At 61.4% G+C, this 18,524-nt stretch carries 19 protein-coding genes and 1 pseudogene; 1 reads left to right on the forward strand and 19 read right to left on the reverse strand.

Annotated elements, in window-relative coordinates:
• Positions 1 to 421: pseudogene (locus AC58NV_RS21825) on the forward strand (IS5 family transposase); the annotation flags it as partial.
• A 168-nt stretch (positions 422 to 589) separates the two neighbouring features.
• Here the strand turns inward: AC58NV_RS21825 and AC58NV_RS21830 are convergent.
• From AC58NV_RS21830 to AC58NV_RS21920, 19 genes are all read right to left on the reverse strand, one after another.
• Complete coding sequence (locus tag AC58NV_RS21830; protein WP_497229029.1) at positions 590 to 3,001, reverse strand: molybdopterin-dependent oxidoreductase; 2,412 nt, start codon at positions 2,999 to 3,001, stop codon at positions 590 to 592.
• Complete coding sequence (gene nuoF / locus AC58NV_RS21835) at positions 2,995 to 4,272, reverse strand: NADH-quinone oxidoreductase subunit NuoF (RefSeq protein WP_497229030.1); 1,278 nt, start codon at positions 4,270 to 4,272, stop codon at positions 2,995 to 2,997. Before nuoF ends, AC58NV_RS21830 begins: the two co-directional genes overlap by 7 nt.
• Entirely contained in the window at positions 4,269 to 4,796 is a 528-nt protein-coding gene (locus AC58NV_RS21840) for an NADH-quinone oxidoreductase subunit NuoE family protein (protein ID WP_497229031.1), read from the reverse strand. Before AC58NV_RS21840 ends, nuoF begins: the two co-directional genes overlap by 4 nt.
• The gene (gene nuoD / locus AC58NV_RS21845) at positions 4,793 to 6,010 is read right to left on the reverse strand and encodes an NADH dehydrogenase (quinone) subunit D (RefSeq protein ID WP_497229032.1); all 1,218 of its coding nucleotides are present in this window, start codon (positions 6,008 to 6,010) and stop codon (positions 4,793 to 4,795) included. The genes AC58NV_RS21840 and nuoD overlap by 4 nt, the downstream gene beginning before the upstream one ends.
• Entirely contained in the window at positions 6,007 to 6,516 is a 510-nt protein-coding gene (locus AC58NV_RS21850) for an NADH-quinone oxidoreductase subunit C (protein ID WP_497229077.1), read from the reverse strand. The genes nuoD and AC58NV_RS21850 overlap by 4 nt, the downstream gene beginning before the upstream one ends.
• 2 nt (positions 6,517 to 6,518) lie before the next feature.
• Positions 6,519 to 7,031 (reverse strand): NADH-quinone oxidoreductase subunit B, encoded by a 513-nt coding sequence (locus tag AC58NV_RS21855; protein WP_174149508.1) that lies wholly within the window; start codon positions 7,029 to 7,031, stop codon positions 6,519 to 6,521.
• Positions 7,019 to 7,381, reverse strand: a complete 363-nt coding sequence (locus tag AC58NV_RS21860; RefSeq protein ID WP_174149507.1) for an NADH-quinone oxidoreductase subunit A — start codon at positions 7,379 to 7,381, stop codon at positions 7,019 to 7,021. The genes AC58NV_RS21855 and AC58NV_RS21860 overlap by 13 nt, the downstream gene beginning before the upstream one ends.
• 111 nt (positions 7,382 to 7,492) lie before the next feature.
• Positions 7,493 to 8,941 carry an NADH-quinone oxidoreductase subunit N gene (locus AC58NV_RS21865; protein ID WP_497229033.1) on the reverse strand — a complete coding sequence of 483 codons (1,449 nt, stop codon included), beginning with the start codon at positions 8,939 to 8,941 and terminating at the stop codon, positions 7,493 to 7,495.
• 10 nt (positions 8,942 to 8,951) lie between these two features.
• Positions 8,952 to 10,430, reverse strand: coding sequence for an NADH-quinone oxidoreductase subunit M (locus AC58NV_RS21870; protein ID WP_497229034.1), 1,479 nt, complete (start codon positions 10,428 to 10,430; stop codon positions 8,952 to 8,954).
• Positions 10,427 to 12,199 (reverse strand): Na(+)/H(+) antiporter subunit D, encoded by a 1,773-nt coding sequence (locus AC58NV_RS21875; protein WP_497229035.1) that lies wholly within the window; start codon positions 12,197 to 12,199, stop codon positions 10,427 to 10,429. The genes AC58NV_RS21870 and AC58NV_RS21875 overlap by 4 nt, the downstream gene beginning before the upstream one ends.
• On the reverse strand, positions 12,192 to 12,446 hold the full coding sequence (locus tag AC58NV_RS21880; RefSeq protein ID WP_497229036.1) for a hypothetical protein: 255 nt from the start codon (positions 12,444 to 12,446) through the stop codon (positions 12,192 to 12,194). The genes AC58NV_RS21875 and AC58NV_RS21880 overlap by 8 nt, the downstream gene beginning before the upstream one ends.
• Positions 12,446 to 13,936, reverse strand: coding sequence for a monovalent cation/H+ antiporter subunit D family protein (locus tag AC58NV_RS21885; protein ID WP_497229037.1), 1,491 nt, complete (start codon positions 13,934 to 13,936; stop codon positions 12,446 to 12,448). Before AC58NV_RS21885 ends, AC58NV_RS21880 begins: the two co-directional genes overlap by 1 nt.
• 4 nt (positions 13,937 to 13,940) lie before the next feature.
• Entirely contained in the window at positions 13,941 to 14,243 is a 303-nt protein-coding gene (nuoK, locus tag AC58NV_RS21890) for an NADH-quinone oxidoreductase subunit NuoK (protein WP_366661602.1), read from the reverse strand.
• Positions 14,240 to 14,791, reverse strand: a complete 552-nt coding sequence (locus AC58NV_RS21895) for an NADH-quinone oxidoreductase subunit J family protein (protein ID WP_497229038.1) — start codon at positions 14,789 to 14,791, stop codon at positions 14,240 to 14,242. Before AC58NV_RS21895 ends, nuoK begins: the two co-directional genes overlap by 4 nt.
• 62 nt (positions 14,792 to 14,853) lie before the next feature.
• The gene (locus AC58NV_RS21900) at positions 14,854 to 15,297 is read right to left on the reverse strand and encodes a CBS domain-containing protein (RefSeq protein WP_366661604.1); all 444 of its coding nucleotides are present in this window, start codon (positions 15,295 to 15,297) and stop codon (positions 14,854 to 14,856) included.
• A gap of 65 nt (positions 15,298 to 15,362) precedes the next feature.
• Positions 15,363 to 15,941: a 4Fe-4S dicluster domain-containing protein gene (locus AC58NV_RS21905; protein ID WP_497229039.1), complete on the reverse strand. Its 579-nt coding sequence runs from the start codon at positions 15,939 to 15,941 to the stop codon at positions 15,363 to 15,365.
• 17 nt (positions 15,942 to 15,958) lie between these two features.
• Complete coding sequence (nuoH, locus tag AC58NV_RS21910; RefSeq protein WP_174149498.1) at positions 15,959 to 16,945, reverse strand: NADH-quinone oxidoreductase subunit NuoH; 987 nt, start codon at positions 16,943 to 16,945, stop codon at positions 15,959 to 15,961.
• A 771-nt stretch (positions 16,946 to 17,716) separates the two neighbouring features.
• A complete protein-coding gene (locus tag AC58NV_RS21915; RefSeq protein WP_497229040.1) occupies positions 17,717 to 18,070 on the reverse strand; it encodes a delta-class carbonic anhydrase in 354 nt (117 codons plus the stop codon).
• A gap of 36 nt (positions 18,071 to 18,106) precedes the next feature.
• Complete coding sequence (locus tag AC58NV_RS21920; RefSeq protein ID WP_497229041.1) at positions 18,107 to 18,520, reverse strand: response regulator; 414 nt, start codon at positions 18,518 to 18,520, stop codon at positions 18,107 to 18,109.
• Positions 18,521 to 18,524 lie beyond the last annotated feature (4 nt).

Here is an 18,524-nt window from a genome sequence, read left to right on the forward strand (position 1 = left end):
CGTGGACGCCTGTTCGGCCGGACCAAGGCCGGCTGAGCACCAAACTCCATGCCATCTGCAACAGCCAGGGACGCCCCTCAATCTGTTTGTCACCGCCGCGCAGGTCAGCGACTACTTTGGTGCCCGGGCATTGCTGAGCAGTTTGCCCAATGTCGACTGGTTGTTCGGGGATCGCGGGTACGACGCCGACTGGTTCAGGAACGCATTGAAAGACAAAGGGATACGCGCCTGCATCCCCGACAGAAAGCAACGCAAGACCCTGGTCAAAAACGACAAGCGCCGATACAAACGGCGCAACCGCCTCGTGATCATGTTCGGCAGGCTCAAGGACTGGCGGCGTGTGGCGACACGCCATGATCGCTGCCCCAAGGTCTTCCTATCCGCCATCGCTCTCGCCGCAGTCGCCATCTACTGGTTATGAACCCTGCCCCTAGCCAATCCGGCTCTGGCGGCGATACTTGTCAGATGTGACCCGGAAACATATTAGAGATAAGAGCAGGGCATATTAACTACCTCTAAAACTTTTCGCTGCTCTCAGCGGTGATGTAAAGTGCATGCCGCCTTTTCGCACTTGAAGGTACTCTCACACTCAATCTGTCAGAGATGATACTTCCACCGTCACCTTTGGCGGGTAGCCGGCATCTGCAAGCAGATTATTGCCGCCTTTCGCCAGATAGCATTCCGGAATAAAAACAGTCTTGTCATCAAAAGCGGTGTTGATTTTCAGCGGTGCAGTAAAGCTCGCCCCTTTGCGCGAGATCCGTGCTGACAGCGCACCTGCGGCCTGATCATGGCCTTCTCCCGGATTCAACTCCACATAGGGTCCGCCGCTAAGTGAGGACAGACACTCCGAACGGGTTGACAGTTGGCCCGAGTGGAACAGGCCGTCGCCAGTAACAAGATAGCGTTCCTGTCCCAGGCTAACTTCGTCAGCAGGTAAAGGCGGCAAGGCAGGTGCCCGTACCGCCTCCGCAGAGATTTCAGGTGCCCCGTCCGCCGTGAACATCCCAAATCCCGGCACCTCCGCTGCAATCGCGGCCTGAACCGGTTCTACCGCAACCGGTTGCAGATCCTCACCCATGGCTTGGGCAATCTGACTGAACACCTGCCGCGGCACCGGTCCGGCATAGCCAGCGGTCTTGACCGCCTGCACCTGCTGCACCCGCCCTTCGTTGCTGGTGAAGGTACCGTCTTCCTCGCCACATGACGGGGCGGGCAACAGCACATCCGCCAGTTCCGCCGTGGCGTTCATATACGGCCCATGCACAACCAGGCAGCCGGTCCGCCGCCCGCCCCTGTCCCCTGGTCCGCCGTCCGGCCAGTTGCGGGCCGGATCCGCGCCCAGGACATACAGCAGCCCCGGTGCCTCATCCGCTGCGGCCGCGGCGCCCCCGCCAAGCCGCCAGCCCGGCAGTACACCCGTCAAGCAGCCCAAATCCCACAGGCCCAGCTGGTTGGGCCGGTCGAACAGGAACTGCAGCTGCACTGCCTTGCCCAGGCCTGCGTAGTGGGCAACCGCATAGGTTATCCATTGAAGGGTTTCGGCAACTGCGGCGGTGCGCAGGAATTCACTTCCAACCAGCAAGGCAATACTCTCCGAGTCTGCCAGAACCGGTTTTGCGGCGGCTGCAAACCCGGCCAGGGCGCGGTCCTCCATCTCCTGCCCGCCTGCCGCCAGCAGCGCCAGAAGATGCGCCTCCCGGCCCGGCAGCAGACGCAGCTGTGCGGCCGCGATCCTGTCCAGGCCGCAAGGTCTGGAGGATGCCACCAGCAGCCGCCTGCCAGCCTCCGCCAGCGCCGCGCGGATCAGATAGCCGCTTACCGGGTTTTCATCGGTCACATTCGACCCCAGCACGAAAATGCAGTCCGCTTTCAGAAGGCTCTCCAACGGCCTGCGGTCCGCAAGCCCCCCGGCGGTCTGCGCCAGAGCCGCAATTGCCCCTTCAGCCTGCAAACCGCTGAAGCGGCTGCTGGAGCGAATATCCTGGGAGCTGAAGACCTGCCGCACCAGCCGCTGAAACATGAACGCGGTCTCATTGGTCTGTCGCGGAGAAATCTGACCCTGGATGCGGCCGCCCTGCTCCCGGGCTTCGCGGGCCTTTGCGGCGATGAAGCCGATTGCTTCGGCCCAGCTGGCCGGCGCCAGGCTGCCGTTCTTCCTGATCATCGGCTCAAGGATGCGGGTACCGCCGCCGATGGCGTCAAAACCGAACCGGCCCTTGGCACACAGCAGTTCTCCATTGATCCCGGTATCAAAGCGGCTTTTCACTCGTTTGAATTCACCGTCGCGTGACTCCACCGTCATGCTGCAGCCGGTGCCGCACATGCTGCAGATTGTTTCGGTCTTCTGCATGTCCCAGGGGCGCGCCTTGTAGCGGTAGGGGATGCTCATCAGCGCGCCCACCGGGCAAACCTCGATGCAGTTGCCGCAATGACTGCAGTCCTTCAGACTGTTGCCGGTGCCGGTGATTTCCGAATCCAGCCCGCGCTCGGCGGTGCCCAAAGCCACGTCACCGACGATTTCCTCGCACATGCGCACGCAGCGCTGGCACTGGATGCAGCGGTTGGCGTTGAAGACGATCACCTGATTAAGCTCGATGTCCCGCTCGCGGAACACCCGTTTCGGGTCGCGCAAGCGCGAGCTGCCGCGACCGTATTCGAACACCGTATCCTGCAATTCGCATTCGCCGCCCTTGTCACAGACCGGGCAGTCCAGCGGGTGATTTGCGAGCAGGATCTCCAGCATGTCCTCTCGTGTCTCCACAACCTGGTCCGAGTGGCTGTGCACCACCATGCCTTCGGCCACCGCGGTGGCGCAGGAGGGCTCCAGCTTGCCGCGGCCCTCAATCTCGACCAGGCACATCCGGCAGGAGGCTGAGATTGACAGGCGTTCCTGATAGCAGAAGGTGGGTATTTCGATCTCCACTGAGCGAGCGGCTTGCAGGATGGTGGTGCCGGGCTCGACCTGCATTTCCCGCCCGTCCAGTGTGAAGCTCACCATAGCCGCATCTCCTGCACCGGCTGTGCCTGCGCCGGGATCAGCGCCTCGAACTCATGCCGGAAATGCTTGAGCGCCGCTCCCAAGGACCAGACAGCGCCATCGCCAAGCGCGCAAAAGGATTTGCCGAAGATGCTGCCGCAAAGCATTTCAAGCTGCTCCACATCGCCGGGCGAGCCCTCGCCGGCCTCAATCCGGCGCAGGATCTTGGCGGCCCAAGTCAAACCTTCACGGCAGGGGGTGCATTTTCCGCAGCTTTCATGGCTGAAGAACTCTGTAATGCGCCGCGCCACGCGCGGGATTGACGCACTCTCATCCAGGCCGATCACCCCGGCAGACCCCAGCATACTGCCTGCCTCCCCCAAGGAGCTGAAGTCCATCTTCACATCGAAACCGTTCTCCGGGAACATTGGCGCCGACACGCCGCCCGGGATCGCTGCCTTGAAGCGGCCGCTGAGCGCGCCGCCGCCATAGACCTCCAGCATCTCTCCCAGAGGCAACCCCATCGGCGCTTCATAGACGCCGGGTTTCTTCACATGGCCGCTGAAACAGAACAGCTTGGGCCCCGGCCCGTCTTTAGGCCCCATCGAGGTGAACCACTCCACCCCGCGGCGGAACAGATGCGGCAGGCAGGCCAGCGTTTCCACGTTGTTGACCACCGTCGGGCACTCGTAGAGGCCCGCTACCGCCGGGAATGGTGGCTTCAGTTTCGGCTGACCGCGCTTGCCCTCGATCGATTCCAAGAGCGCGGTTTCCTCACCGCAGATGTAGGCGCCGGCCCCCTTATGGATGTGAATGTCCAGATCAAAGCCGCTGCTAAGGATATCCTTGCCGAGATATCCCTTGGCATAGGCTTCGGCGATGGCTTGTTCGCATCGCCGGATCGAGAGCCCGTATTCGCCGCGAATGTATAGATAGGCAGTGTTGGCCCCGATGGCATAAGCGGCGATGACTATGCCCTCTATCAGCTGGTGCGGGTCACGTTCCATCAGGATCCGATCTTTGAAGGTGCCTGGCTCACCCTCGTCCGCGTTGCAGCACAGGTAATGCGGCTTGCCGCTGTCCTTGGGCACAAAGCTCCATTTCAGGCCGGTGGGAAACCCCGCCCCGCCGCGTCCACGCAGGCTTGAGGATTTCACGGCCTCGACCACCTGATCCGGCGCATAGCCGCGCAGCACAATCCGCAGGCCCTCGTAACCGCCAGTGCTTTCATAGACGGCCACCTCCGGCGCCTCAGGGTTCTGAATGTTACGAAGAAGGACCAGATCGCTCATGCCGCGCCCTCCTCTGCCGACTGCTCCTGCGCTTCCCGTTTGAGGGCCGCCAGCAGGACCTCCAATTTGGCCGGAGTGATGTCTTCGATGTAGTCCTCGTTGACCATCAGCACCGGCGCCTTGTCACAGGCGCCCAGGCATTCCACGCCGCTCAGGCTGAACAGCCTGTCGGCGGTGGTGCCGCCATCCTGCACCGCCAGATGGCGCTGCAGCTCTAGCAGCATCTCCTCCGCCCCACGCAGCATGCAGGAGATGTTGGTGCAAAGGCGCAGGTGATAGCGCCCTGACTCCGCCCTGTCGAACAGCGTGTAGAAACTTGCCACTTCAAACACCCAGATTTCCGGGACATCCAGCAGCTCCGCAATGGCCCGATAGGTTGTGCCATCGACGCTCCCGAATTTCGTTTGGGCGAGCTCAAGCGCGGGCATGATCGCGCTGCGGTTTGCGGGATAGCGCGCCGCGGCTTCCTGCACTTGGGCAGCCAGCGCGGTTTTGATCCCGGCAACGGTGCGGTCATCGCTCATTTGTCGACCTCCCCCATCACCGGATCCAGGCTGCCGAGCATGGCAATCACATCAGCCAGGTATTTCACGTTGGTGGTGCGTTCGGTCAGGGCCTGCAGGTTGACGAAGGAAGGCGAGCGCACCTTCAGCCGGAAGGGTTTTTCGCTGCCGTCGGAGATCAGGTAATAACCCAGTTCGCCCTTCGGCGCCTCGATCGCGGTGTAGACCTCGCCCTTCGGGACTTTGAAGCCATAGGCGGCCAATTCGAAGTGATGGATATGGGTTTCCATCGAATGGGCCAGCAGATCCTTGTCGACCGGGAAGGCGATTTTCGGATCATCAACCAGGAAATCGCCCTTAGGCATCTGCTCAACGCATTGCCGGATCATCCGCAGGCTTTCGCGCATCTCGTCCAATCGGCATTTCCAGCGGTCGTAACAATCGCCGTCCTTGCGGGTGATCACGTTGAACTCCAGCCGGTCGTAAATTTCATAAGGCGCATCGCGGCGCAGGTCCCAATCCACGCCGGAGGCGCGCAGGTTGGGTCCGGTCAGGCCGAGGGCAATGGCATCCTCGGCGGCGATATTGCCGATGTTCTCCACCCGGGCGAGGAAAATCCGGTTGTTCTTCAGCAGGGTTTCATAATCTGAAATCCGGTCCGCGAAGATGTCGCAGAACTCCAGGGTCCGCGCCTCACAGCCCTCCGGCAGGTCCTCACGGACGCCGCCGACGCGGACAAAGGACGTGTGCATCCGCACCCCGCTGATCATCTCCATCAGGTCCAGCACCATTTCCCGGTCGCGCATTGTGTACAGCAGCGAGGTCATCGCGCCGACATCCATCGGCAGCGCGCCGGTGATCAGCAGATGGCCGGAAATGCGCGCGAGTTCAGCCATGATCACCCGGATGTACTGGGCGCGGATGGGCGCCTCGATCCCCAGCAGCGCCTCCACCGCCAGCGCATAGCCAAGGTTGTTCGACGGCGGGCAGAGGTAGTCCAGCCGGTCAGTCAGCGGGAATATCTGGGTGTAGGTGAAGCTTTCGAACAGCTTTTCCGTGCCCCGGTGCAAGAGGCCGATATGCGGTTCGATCCGCTCGACAATCTCGCCGTCCATCTGCAGCAGCAGCCGCAGCACGCCGTGGGTGCTGGGGTGCTGCGGGCCAAGGTTCATCAAGACCTCACGGGCATAGCCGCTGCCTGTTTTGGTTTCCTGCAGGGTGGTGACTTCGGTCATGCCCCCCCTCCGCCGTCACACCGGGTTGCGCCCAGTGGGTTGTAGTTGTCCTTGTACCCGCGCAGCGGAAAATCCCGCCGCATCGGGAATCCGTCGAATTCGTCCCACATGTAAAGCCGCCGCAGGTCCGGGTGCCCGTCAAAGATGATGCCGTACATGTCGTAGGCTTCCCGCTCATGCCAGTTCGCGGTGGTCCAGACCGGAGTGATGGTCGGAGCTGCTGGCGGGTCGAAAAGGCGGCATTTCAGCCGCAGGCGCCAATGGTTGGGAATGGACACCAGGTGATAGACCAGAATGAAGCGCGGGGTCTCGGGGTGGAAATCCACGCCGCAGATATCGGAGAGAAAATTGAACTGCAGCTCTGCATCGTCCCGCAGGAACAGACACAGCTCCACCAGTTCGTCGGCCGGCACGAACAGGCACGGCATGTCGGTGGCGGTTTCATCCAGCTCCACTTTTCCGCCGAACCGCTCCAGCACCTTTGCCAGGGGAACCTCTGCGGCCATCGTCACGCCCCTTCCGGAGACGGCAGCGTTTCCGGCTCTTCCGCGCGTAGCACCCGCGTTCCGGTGATCTTGTCCTGCAGCTGCAGGAAGCCGTGCAGCAGCGCCTCCGGGCGCGGCGGGCACCCGGCCACGTGAATGTCCACCGGGATGATGCAGTCGACACCCTGCACCACCGCATAAGTGTTGTAGACCCCGCCAGAGATGGCGCAGGTGCCCATGGCGATGACATAGCGCGGCTCGGCCATCTGATCGTACAGGCGGCGGACAATCGGCGCCATTTTCCGGGTCACCGTGCCGGCCACGATCATCACATCGGACTGCCGCGGCGAGGGCCGGAAAACCACCCCGAAGCGGTCCAGATCGTAACGGGAACAGCCGGCCGAGATCATCTCGATCGCGCAGCAGGCAATACCAAAGGTCTGCGGCCAGAGCGACGACTTACGGCTCCAGTTGATGATGTTGTCCGAGGTGGTGAAGAACACGCTGTCTTGGAAACGGTTGGTCAGGACACCCATTCCAGAGCTCCTTTTATCCAGGCATAGGCAAAGCCGACCAGCAGCAGCATTATGAACACGAACATCTCGATATAGCCGAACAGCCCGAGGTCGGTGAGGACCACTGCCCAGGGAAACAGGAACATGGTCTCGACGTCGAACACGACAAAGAGAATTGCGATCACGAAATACTGAACTTTGAACAGCCCCCCCGACGCCTCGCCGACATGATCAACGCCGCATTCGTAGGGGCGGTTCTTTTCCGGGTAAGGATTGGCTGGCCGGATCAGCCGCGACAGAGTCAGGATGAAGACCGAAAGTGCGACCACCACGGCAACCATCAGAAACACAGGAAGAAAATCGATAGGCATTGCTGTTTTTCCTTGTGGTTTGACCCTGTCCTCTCCTCCTCTGGCCTAGTGAGCGCGTAGCGCCCGTTCAGCTGTGCCATTCATGCAACAATAGTACACCAAAGGGCCTTATCAACCAAGGCCAGCCGCCGCGGCCGCCTGCGCCGCGCCCAGGAACCAGGCCGGAAGGACTCCGGTCAGAAGGGTGCCGGCAAGGGCTATCAGCAGCACCAGTTGCATCGCCGGGGATATCCGGATTTTCGCCGGTTCCGCAGCCTCCTGCATGTACATGAGCATGATGATGCGCAGGTAGAACCATGCCGCCACTGCGCTGAACAGCACCGCGATCACCGCCAGCGCCGCATTGCCCGCCTCGATCAGCGCCATCAGCACATAGAATTTGGCGAAAAAGCCACCCGTAGGCGGAATGCCCGCCAGCGAAAACAGAAACACCAGCGCCATCGCCGACAGCCCGGCATGGCTGCGCGCCAGCCCGGCAAAGGCTGAAATCGGCTCCCCCAGTTCCGCGCCCTTGTTCAGCAGAATGACGACCGCAAACAGGCCCAGCGTCATGAAGGTGTAAATCAGAAGATACAGCATCACGCTGGCCAGGCCGCCGGTGCCGCCGGCAATCAGCCCCAGCATCAGGAACCCCGCGTGCGCAACCGCGGAGTAGGCCAGCATCCGCTTTATGTTGTCCTGCACCAGCGCGGCCAGGCTGCCGGTGGCCATGGTCAGCACCGCAACTACCGCCACGCTGGATCGCCAGACCGGATCGAGCACCACCAGATCCAGCATCAGTATGCGCAGCACCACGGCAAAAGCCGCCGCCTTGCCCACCGCCGCCATGAAACCGGTGATGGGCGACGGCGCGCCTTCGTAGATGTCCGGCATCCACATGTGGAACGGCACAGCGCCGATCTTAAACAAAAGCCCGATCACCAGGAACAGGGTCGCCAGCACCAGCAGCGGGCTGGACGTTCCTCCGGGCGCAAGCGCCGCCTGCAGGGCCTGCAGCTGTGTGGTGCCAGCGAGGCCATAGAACAGCGACAGGCCGAACAGCAAAAGCCCCGAGGAAAAGGCGCCCAGGATGACGTATTTCAGAGCTGCCTCATTGGACCGGCCATGTGTCTTCAGGAACCCCACCAGCACGTAGACAGACAGCGCTTGCAGCTCCAGCCCGACATAGATGATCACCAGGTCGGTGCCCGACACCATGATCATCGCGCCCGCCAGCGCACACAGCAGCAGGGCATAATATTCGCCCTTCACCGCCCTTTCCGTGGCCAGATACCCGCCGGACATCAGAACCGTGAGCGCCGTTCCCAGATAGAGAACCATCTTGAAATACGTTGAGAACCGATCGACTGCAAACATGCCGGAGTAAACCGTCTGAGGCGTGGCGGCCAGCCCATAGCTCATGCCTGCCGCCAGGGCGATCATCAGCAGGCTCAGCCCGGCCAGCAGCCTGCGGTTCGGGTGCGGCAGCAGCGACAGCATCAACACGGTGCAGGCCGCCAGAATTATGATGATCTCAGGGCCGGAAGCCAGCACTGAGGCGGTGACCGATGTCATCTCCATGCCGCCCTCCTCATTGCACCGCCCCTGCTGGCGCAAGCTGGGTCATCAGATGGTCCAACGACGGCTCCAGAATGGTGAGGAAAGGCTTTGGATAAAGGCCGAACCAGAAAACGAACAGCAAGAGCGGCGCCGCGCAGGCCAGCTCGCGGCGGCGAAGATCCTGCATCACGGAGCCCTCCGGCACTTTCACCGGCCCCAGCAGCACCTGCCGGTAGAGGCCCAGGAGGTAGGCTGCGCCGATCAGCGCGCCCAGAACGCCGGCGGTTCCGGCCCAGCCGCTGACCCCGAAAGTGCCAGCCAGCACCAGGATCTCGCCGATGAACCCATTGGTACCGGGCACCGCCATCGAGGCCAGCAGGAAGGCGGCAAACAGAACCCCGAACAGCGGCACCGCCTTGATCATGCCGCCATAGGCGGCGATCTCGCGAGAATGGGTCCGCTCGTAGATCAGCCCGACAAACAGGAACAGCGCGCCGGTGGTGATGCCGTGATTGAACATCTGGATCACCGCGCCGGACATGCCGTTCACCTCGAAGGTGAACAGCCCGAGCGTGACAAACCCCATATGGCTGACGCTGGAATAAGCGATCAGCTTCTTGATGTCGCTCTGCGCCAGCGCCAGGAGCCCGCCGTAAACAATCGCGGCCGCCGACAAGGTAATCATCAGCGGCGCCAGGTATTGCGAGGCATCCGGCAGCATCGGCAGCGAGAAGCGCAGGAAGCCGTAGGCGCCCATTTTCAGCAGCACGCCGGCCAGGATGATGCTGCCCGCCGTCGGCGCCTGCACATGGGCATCCGGCAGCCAGGTATGCACAGGCACCATCGGGACTTTGACCGCGAAGGCGACCAGGAAGGCCAGGAACACCCAGACCTGCAACCGAAACGGATACTCCACCGCCATCAGCGCCAGCATGTCAAAGGTCCGCCCGCCGGCAAAATACAGCGCCAGCAGGCCGACCAGGAATAACAGGCTGCCCGCTAGCGTGTAGAGAAAGAACTTGAACGCCGCATAAACCCGGCTGCCGCCGCCCCAGATGCCGATGATCAAATACATCGGCACCAGCATCACCTCCCACAGCACATAGAACAGCACCAGATCGAGGGCGCAGAATACACCGACCATCATCGCCTGAATGGCCAGGAGGCAGGTCATGAATTCCTTCACCCGCTCGGCAATCGCACGCCAGGAGGCCAGCACGCAGACCCAGCCCAGCAGCGTGGTCAGCAGCACGAACCAGACGCTGATGCCGTCGATGCCCAGCCGGTAGCCCATGTCCAGCGCGGGCACCCAGATACGGGTCTCGCGGAACTGCATTGCGGCGGAAGACGGATCAAAGGCCGCGAGGATCCAGATTGCCAGCAGGAAATCTGCGAGCAACACCAGAAGGGTAAACCAGCGCACGGCATCCCTGCTGCGCAGGAACGGCACCGCAACTGCCCCCGCTGCGGGCAGCAGGATCAGGATGCTGAGGACAGGCAGGCCGCTCATCGCGCACCTATCCCGGCGATCAGCGGTAGCCCGAGCACTGCAATCAGCCCGGCAATGATCCAGAAGGCGTAATGCGACACCACGCCGGTCTGCATCCGGCGCAGCACCAGCCCGCCCTGGCGCGCGGTTTCAGCCACGCCATTGACCAGCGCATCCACCACCCCCAGATCCGCCCGCAGGCTCAGCCGCGACAGCCGGTGCATCAGCCCCAGCCCGGCGCCGTCGCCCAGGGTGATCAGCACCTGCTCCCAGACCAGAAGCGGCCCCTTGGCCAACCGCATGAACAGCGCCGCGCCGCGCCGGTAGACCCAGTCGGTGTCCAGGCTGATGGTGTCCTCCGGATCCAGATGTTTCAATAGCAGCACAAAGGCCAGGAGTGTGAACATCAGGATCCCTAGGCTCTCAGTCACATGAACGCCGGTGTAGGGCTGGTAGTCCACCGGATAGGGCAGCAGGTCATAAAGCATCTGTGGAAAAACCCCGATGCCAATGCAGAAGGCTGCGGCGATACCCATCGCCAGCAGCATGTTCAGCGGCGGCTCCGGCGGCCGCAGCCCGCTGTCTTTTCCGAAGAACATGTAATAGGGCAGCTTCAGCCCGGTGTGCAGGAAAGTGCCGGAGGATGCCACGGTCAGCAGCAGCGCCGCGGCGGCCCGGTGATCTCCGGCGGCGGCGGAGACCACCATGGATTTGCTGACAAACCCGCTGAACAGGGGGAAGGCCGAGATGGCAAAGGCACCGATCATGTACAGAACGACGGTCAGCGGCATCGTCCGGTACAGCCCGCCCAGCTCGGTCAGCTTGCGCCGCCCGGCCATCATGATCACGGCTCCGGCCCCCATGAACAAAAGCCCCTTGTAAAGGATGTGGGCAAAGGCATGGCTGGCGGCCCCGTTCAGCGCCATCCCGGTGCCGATGCCAACGCCTGCCACCATGTACCCCACCTGGCTGACGATGTGATAGGCCAGCAGCCTGCGGCAGTCGTTTTCCAGCACCGCGAACACCACCCCGTAAAGCGCCATGGCGACACCGAGCCCCACCAGGATCTCAGCCCCCGGGTAGTTGCGGATCAGCACGTAAACGGCAGTTTTGGTGGTGAAGGCGCTGAGGAACACCGCGCCGGTCACGGTGGCTTCGGGGTAGGCATCGGTCAGCCAGGCATTAAGCGGCGGCACGGCAGCATTGATCAGGAAAGAGATCAGGATCAGCCAGTAGGCCAAGCCCCCCTGCCCCGCGTCCAAGGGCCCCACCAGCCAGGACCCAGTCTGCAGCCCGTGCAGGACAATGCCGCCGAACAGCAGCACCCCGCCCGCCACATGCACCAGCAGATAGCGGAACCCCGCCGCCACCGCTTTGGCATTGCGGGAGGCAAAGATCAGATATGCGGAGGCAAATGCCATCACTTCCCAGCCGATCAGCAGCGTCAGCCAGTCGCCGGCAAAGACCACCCCAAAGGCGCTGCCCGCATAAAGAAAGGCCGCCACCCGCTGGCCGGTGCCCTCGGTATGCCAAGCATAAAGGTTGCCGATCACCGACATGATGGCAAAGACCCAGGCAAAGACCAGCGACAGCCTGTCCGCCTGGAACATCACTAGCTCAACTCCGGCGAAAGCGATTTCGCCGGACGTGCCTGGCACCAACTGTGAGACGCTGTAAAGGACCAGTAGCGGCACGAGCAGCGACAGCAACTTCTGCCCGGTACCGCGTGTGAGCGGCAGCAGCAGTGCGCCCAGAAGCATCAGCAACGCGGGGTGCATCCACTCAGTCATAGTAGTCCTCGCCCTGCATGATGCGGCCTTTGTGGCCGATGAACTTGCTGACGAAAATGATGGCTACGCAGCTGGCAAATCCGAACACCGCGCCCCAGCCGGGGATGGCGTCCCAGAAGTGATCCGTGTGGTGGCGCGGCACCATCAGATCGGCGATGAGGATCAGCGCCAGCACCGCCAGCAGCATTCGCCAGCGCAGTCTCCTGTACCGCGCGCCACCAAAGAAATTCACCAGCCGACCGATCATCACCGCCCCGCCCCGCGCATCACAAGCTGTGCCAGCTCAACGAAGAACCCCGGGTACAGCCCCAGCGCCAGCGAAAGCAGCGCGGTGATCAGCAGCGGCACCGCCACCATCGGAATCTCGCGCACCTCCTGCATTGCCACCAGGCCGGGGGTGCCGGGTTTTTCGTGCTCAAAGAACGCAGTGAAGGTGACCGGAAGGAAATAGGCGGCATTCAGTACGGCGCTAACTAGAAGCACCGTCAGGAACACCATTTCCTGCCCGCCTGCCGCCCCCAGCACCAGAAACCACTTGCTGACAAACCCACCCGAGGGCGGAATACCGATCATGCCCAGCGAGCCGATGAAGAACGCCGCCATGGTCCAGGGCAGCCGCCGTCCGATACCTGCCAGGTCGCTGATCTTGCGCCGGTGCGAGGCGCAGTAGATCGACCCGGCACAGAAGAACAGCGTGATCTTGGAAAACGCATGGGCGGCGATATGGGTAATGCCGCCAATTGCTGCCATCGGCGTCAGCAGAACCGCCCCCAAGATGATATAGGAAAGCTGGCTAACCGTGGAATACGCCAGCCGCGCCTTCAGGTCGTCGCGGGTCAGCGCATAGATGGAGGCCATCACAATGGTGAAGGAGACCAAATAGGCGGTGGCGATGCCCAACCCCAGGTTGCCCATCAGTTCCACGCCCATCACGTGGAAGATCACCCGTAGCATGCAGAACACACCCATTTTCACAACCGCCACCGCATGCAGCAGTGCGCTGACCGGGGTGGGGGCAACCATTGCTGCGGGCAGCCAGGCATGAAACGGCATCACTGCCGCCTTGGCGAAGCCGGCGAGGTAGCAAAGATAGACAACGCTCAGCAGCCAGCCCTCCGCCCCGGAAGCGGCCAGCAGCCCCTGCGGCATGAAATCCAGTGATCCGGCCAGTTGATAGGTCAGCGCAAGCGCCGCCAGCAGAAACGACTTCGAGGCGCCGATCAGATACACCACATAGCGGCGGCTGCCGGCCCAGCTTTCCTCGTCCTCCTTGTGATAGACCAGCGGGTAAGTGACCAGGCTCAGCACTTCATAGAAGATGACCAGCGTGAAAAGGTTGGCAGCAAAGGCGCCGCCCACTGCCGCCGACAGCGAGACAGCAAAGGCGGCAAAGAACCGGGTCTGCGCGTGCTCGTTCAGGCTGCGCATATAACCGATCGAATAGAGCGCTGCGAAAATCCATAGCAAGCTGGACACGGTGGCGAATACCATCCCCAGTGCGTCCGCTCTGAAGGCAAAATCCACCCCCGGCAGGATTTCAAACAGGTTGAGCTCCAGCGTGCCGCCTGCCAGCACCAGCGGCGCCATCGAAATCACGATCAGGAACTTCAACACTGCCGCGGCCACCGATACAGCATCCCGCAGGTTGGGACGCTGGTGCAGCCACAGGATCAGAGCTGCCGCCACCAGGCTGACGGCAATGGCCAGAACCGGCCGGATGGACAGAAGAAACTCCACCGCGTCACCCCTTCAAGACCGTTAGCTCATCCACTTCCAGCGAGTGGTTGTTGCGCAGCAAGGCGACCAGAATGCCAAGCGCGACCGCAACCTCCGCCGCGGTGATCGCAATGATGAAAATGGCGATGATCTGCCCGCGCAGGTCCTGCAGCACATGCCCAAAGGCAACCAAGTTGATGGTCACGCTGTTCAGCATGAGCTCCAGCGACATCAGCACAATCAGAACATTGCGGCGCAGCAGAACGCCCGCGGCGCCGATCACAAACAGAACCGCAGCCAGGATCAGATACCACGCCGCCGGGATCATCGGGCCGCCCCGCGCGGGGCCTTGCGCTGGGCCGCTATTTCTTCGGCCTCGTCGCCGCGCGCCAGAACCACTGCCCCGACCAGGGCGACCAGCAGGATCACAGACGCCACCTCAAAAGGCAGCAGGTACTCCTGGAACAGCAGCAAGCTGAGATCCGCTACAGGCGGCTGTTCGGAGACTGGCTGCCCCGGCCCCATGACTGCGTGCAGCCGGGCGCTTTGCAGCAGCAGGAAAATCAGCTCACCGGCCAGGATCACCAGCACGATCAGGCCGGGCAGCAGCGCCTTGGGCAGGAACCGGGCCTGGGCCTCCTTGCGCACGTCCAGCATCATGATGACAAACAGGAACAGCACCATGACGGCACCGACGTAGACGAAAATCTGGATCACCGCGAGGAAGGGCGCCCCCAGCAACACGTACAGCGCCGCAATCTGAACCAGGCAGGCCACCAGCGCCAGCGCGCTGTGGATCGGGTTCCGGGCAATGACCACAAGCAGCCCCGCCCCTACCGCAACCGCCGAGAGCAGCAGAAAAAACGCCTGTTCCATCAATGCCCTCCCTGAATACTATCTCCCGTTCTTAACTTACTTCCGGCCCGCCGCCGCTGCTATCACACGCTGTAACCGGTGCCGTCGATGTATTTCAAAAGCTCTTCTTCCTCGCGCATGATCTCATCCAGGCGGTGCTTCACCACATCACCGATGCTGATGACCCCTTGCAGGCTCTCCTCGTCATAGACCAGCATGTGCCGGTTTCTCTTTTCCGTCATGACAGCCATGAGCCTGATGAGATTGTCGTCCGGCGAGCAGGTGAGGATGTCTGTGGTCATCACATCGCGCACGGCGGATTTCCGGCCCGCCCCCTCCGGGTCAGACAGGGCAATGCAGATATCGCGCTCCGATATCCCGCCAACCACCTTGCCGGCTGCATCCCGGACTACCGCAAATCCAACCTTGTTTGCGTTAAACAATTGCAGAGCCGCCAAAACACTGTCGTCCGGCGCAACTGAATAGGTTTCATATCCCTTCTGTCCCAACACCGCTTTGACATACATTTTCTTTCCCCTCTATCTGTGCCGCCCCTTCCCTTCCTCCCGGGCCGCGCCCATTCAAATCCGTTTCACTTTCCCTTCCGTATGTGCTGCCACCAGTCGTGGCTTTCAGCACCGGCTGCCGCAGTGGCCACCGACCGCCGCTTGCCGCCGGGCTCCAGCCGGGCTGGCCGCACCTGGCCGCCGTCCTCAGCCTTGCGCGGTGCAGCCACCAAATCCTCCAGATGCACCACAAGCTTGGGCCGGTGGTCGCAGGCGACCTCATATTCTTGACCTAGTTTGATTGCGTCCGCCGGACAGGCATCTTCGCACAGCCCGCAATAGAGGCAGCGCGCCAGGTTGATATCAAACACCTTCGGGCGCCGGTCGCCCTTTTCGTTTTCATAGGGAATGACGGTGATGCAATCGCATGGGCAAATTTGCGAGCAAAGCTCGCAGGCGACACAGTTCACATCGCCTTCGTCATTGGTTTTGATGAAGTGGTGGCCGCGGTGGCGTTCGTAGGGCACCCATTTCTCATGGTCGGGATAGCGGTGCGTCACCGTCTTGGAGAACATGTAGCGCAGTGTCAGCCGCAGCCCGGCCAGCAGGTCGAGGAAGAAGACCCTGCCGATCCAGCCCGCCTTTTTGACTGATGTTCTTGCCATAATGTCTTACCCCCGGATCATAGCATCAGTATCCCGCTGACCAGGATATTGAGCAGGGACAGCGGCAGCAGCACTTTCCAGCCGATTGCCATCAGCTGGTCATAGCGGTAGCGCGGGAAGGTGAAGCGGAACCACATGAACACCCAGACGAAGAAGCCGATCTTCAACAGGAACCAGACGGTGTCCGGCAGGAAGAACGGGCTGCCCTGCCAGCCGCCGAAGAACAGCAGCACGTTCAGCGCCGCAAGCATCACCACCACCAGGTATTCCGCCAGCATGAACAGCGAAAACCGGATGCCGCTGTATTCGGTGTGGTATCCCGCCCCCAGATCGCCTTCGGCCTCGGGCAGGTCAAAGGGAATGCGCTGCGCCTCAGCCAGCCCGGCGATGAAGAACACAAAAAAACCCACCGGCTGCACAACCACGTTCCATAGGTCCTCCTGCGCCGCAACGATCCGGCTAAGGTTCATCGAATTGGCCAGCATCACCACCCCGATCACCGAGAACCCCATCGGGATTTCGTAAGAGATCATCTGCGCAATTGACCGCAGGCTGCCTAGCACCGCATATTTGCTGTTCGATGCCCAACCCGCCAGGATTGTGCCGAATACGCCGATCCCGGACACCGCCAGGATGAACAGCAGGCCAACGTTCATGTCGGACAACATCAGCGTGACCTCGGTCCCGAAGACCTGAACCGGCTCCCCGAACGGGATTGCGGTAAACACCAGGAACGGCGGCACCAGTGCCACAACCGGCGCCATCGCAAACAGCCGCCGGTCGGCCTCCGCCGGGATATGGTCTTCCTTGGTCAGCAGTTTGAGAGCATCTGCCAGCGGCTGCAGCAAGCCATGCCAGCCCACGCGCATCGGCCCAGGGCGCTGTTGAATATGGGCAGCAATCTTCCGTTCCATCCAGGTCAGCGGCAGCGGAAGCAGCAGCAAAACGCCCACGACGATGGCCATTTTGACAAGCATCGGCAAAAGCGCCAGAACATACTCCATGCTGCCGAACCTCCGATCCCGGCCGCGTCATTTCCGAAAGATTGTTCGCTGTCAGAGAGTTGCGCCAGCCCTTCCATACGGGCCCCGCCGACTAGTGATATTGCCGCAAAGCATTGCGAACAAACTCAATTAATCTGTCCGTATACTATCAGTTCTGCGTAAATTTTGCAAAATGAGCAAATAGGGCCGCTATACTGCCGGGGCGCACTGGGCCACTCAAGTGGGGCTGATTAGTGCGACCGGGACATATGGCAGCAAAGTGTATCTGCGATGGATGGGGTGCGGAGCCGTTTCCCCAAGGCGACCAGATCGTGGACGAAATCCCTTGCCCAGATCTCATTCAGCCGATGGCCTCCTGGCCCCTCCCCCCACGAAGCTTCGCATTTACCCGGTGCTTGGGGCGCTTGTTCCGGAGCTGCGGATTAAACTGAGCCACTTGGCCTCGAGAAGACGGAAAACTCTGCCAATACCTGCCTGATGACAGAGCTCTTTGAAGGTTCCAAGGCACGAAACCAGTGAGAGCGAAGAAGCCCAGACTGTTCTGGGCCAGGCCCACTCGGAATGAATACGGCTTGCGCTGTTAGCAAAGCGCAAGGGCAGCCTCTGGCCCCAATCAGCTTTCCACGCAACATTTGCTTGCAAAGCAAATGTTGCTCCCTTCAAAACTCAGCTATCTCGCGATCGAAACCGAATTGGTTATTGACCGTGTGATTGGCGTCGCGCGCGTTACCAAGGGCGGGCGCAGTTGTCCGCCCTTAGACACAGGCTCTCTCAGTTAATCTGTGACAACAAACCAGGATTGACGACTAGATTCCGCACGCCGTGGGCGTTATCTTCTCCGAACGGATTGTCTGTGAGCCACCCATCCACTGAGCCGATATTCAGCTTCACGACCTCCGGACGCACGCTCCAAGTGACCTGGAAAGGCGAACCTTTCTCGTTGTATCCCAGTCCGGTGGCCGATCCATCATATACTACCGGTGTACCCAGATCGGGCGGCAGGTTCTGCAAGCGCAGACCAAACCATACGTTCGACCTTGGCCTGCCGTAGTTTGCCGGGATTCTGGGGAAGGGTCGCGCGTCAATGCGCCCGTCTGCCTGGAAATCCCGATCAGGGATCCGCAATTGTCCTTACCGTGGAATCACGGCCGGCGGCGCCGATCATTGTGATCCTGCCTCACAGGGCCCTAGCAGCGAATTCGCTTCAGTGATGTGCTCCGGAGACAATGGTTTAGAGAAGAATTTCTTTATCAGCGGGAATTGGGCCGCGCGTTCCAGATCCGCCGGGTTAACCGTGGTGCTGACAATGACAACGGCAGGCACGGGATCAAGGGCCTGGAGCTGCCCGCCGTATTTCTCCAGGAATTCGAAGCCGGTGACCGGAGGCATATTGATATCAAGAAAGATCAGTTCCGGCGTATCCCCTCCTTCCTCGATGTGCTTCATTGCAGCTATAGGCCCGTCGAACAGCTCCACCCGTTCAAACAGCTGCGATCTGCCGATGGTCCGTTTTGCAAACTTCCGGTCCATCCTGTCATCATCAATGACGTAAGCTGTTTTTGCGCGGCTCCGCATTTGT

The organism is Leisingera sp. ANG49, assembly GCF_059694505.1.

Excerpts from the sequence above, each read along its gene's own strand:
- AC58NV_RS21880 (WP_497229036.1), bottom strand. The coding sequence starts at position 12,446 with ATGATCGGTCGGCTGGTGAATTTCTTTGGTGGCGCGCGGTACAGGAGA.
- AC58NV_RS21905 (WP_497229039.1), bottom strand. The coding sequence starts at position 15,941 with ATGGCAAGAACATCAGTCAAAAAGGCGGGCTGGATCGGCAGGGTCTTC.
- nuoK (WP_366661602.1), bottom strand. The coding sequence starts at position 14,243 with ATGATCCCGGCGGCGTGGTATCTGATCCTGGCTGCGGTTCTGTTTGTG.
- AC58NV_RS21830 (WP_497229029.1), bottom strand. The coding sequence starts at position 3,001 with ATGGTGAGCTTCACACTGGACGGGCGGGAAATGCAGGTCGAGCCCGGC.
- nuoF (WP_497229030.1), bottom strand. The coding sequence starts at position 4,272 with ATGAGCGATCTGGTCCTTCTTCGTAACATTCAGAACCCTGAGGCGCCG.
- AC58NV_RS21865 (WP_497229033.1), bottom strand. The coding sequence starts at position 8,941 with ATGGAGATGACATCGGTCACCGCCTCAGTGCTGGCTTCCGGCCCTGAG.
- nuoD (WP_497229032.1), bottom strand. The coding sequence starts at position 6,010 with ATGACCGAAGTCACCACCCTGCAGGAAACCAAAACAGGCAGCGGCTAT.
- AC58NV_RS21840 (WP_497229031.1), bottom strand. The coding sequence starts at position 4,796 with ATGAGCGATGACCGCACCGTTGCCGGGATCAAAACCGCGCTGGCTGCC.
- AC58NV_RS21895 (WP_497229038.1), bottom strand. The coding sequence starts at position 14,791 with ATGGAACAGGCGTTTTTTCTGCTGCTCTCGGCGGTTGCGGTAGGGGCG.
- AC58NV_RS21875 (WP_497229035.1), bottom strand. The coding sequence starts at position 12,199 with ATGACTGAGTGGATGCACCCCGCGTTGCTGATGCTTCTGGGCGCACTG.
- AC58NV_RS21855 (WP_174149508.1), bottom strand. The coding sequence starts at position 7,031 with ATGGGTGTCCTGACCAACCGTTTCCAAGACAGCGTGTTCTTCACCACC.
- AC58NV_RS21860 (WP_174149507.1), bottom strand. The coding sequence starts at position 7,381 with ATGCCTATCGATTTTCTTCCTGTGTTTCTGATGGTTGCCGTGGTGGTC.
- AC58NV_RS21870 (WP_497229034.1), bottom strand. The coding sequence starts at position 10,430 with ATGAGCGGCCTGCCTGTCCTCAGCATCCTGATCCTGCTGCCCGCAGCG.
- AC58NV_RS21900 (WP_366661604.1), bottom strand. The coding sequence starts at position 15,297 with ATGTATGTCAAAGCGGTGTTGGGACAGAAGGGATATGAAACCTATTCA.
- nuoH (WP_174149498.1), bottom strand. The coding sequence starts at position 16,945 with ATGGAGTATGTTCTGGCGCTTTTGCCGATGCTTGTCAAAATGGCCATC.
- AC58NV_RS21850 (WP_497229077.1), bottom strand. The coding sequence starts at position 6,516 with ATGGCCGCAGAGGTTCCCCTGGCAAAGGTGCTGGAGCGGTTCGGCGGA.
- AC58NV_RS21920 (WP_497229041.1), bottom strand. The coding sequence starts at position 18,520 with ATGCGGAGCCGCGCAAAAACAGCTTACGTCATTGATGATGACAGGATG.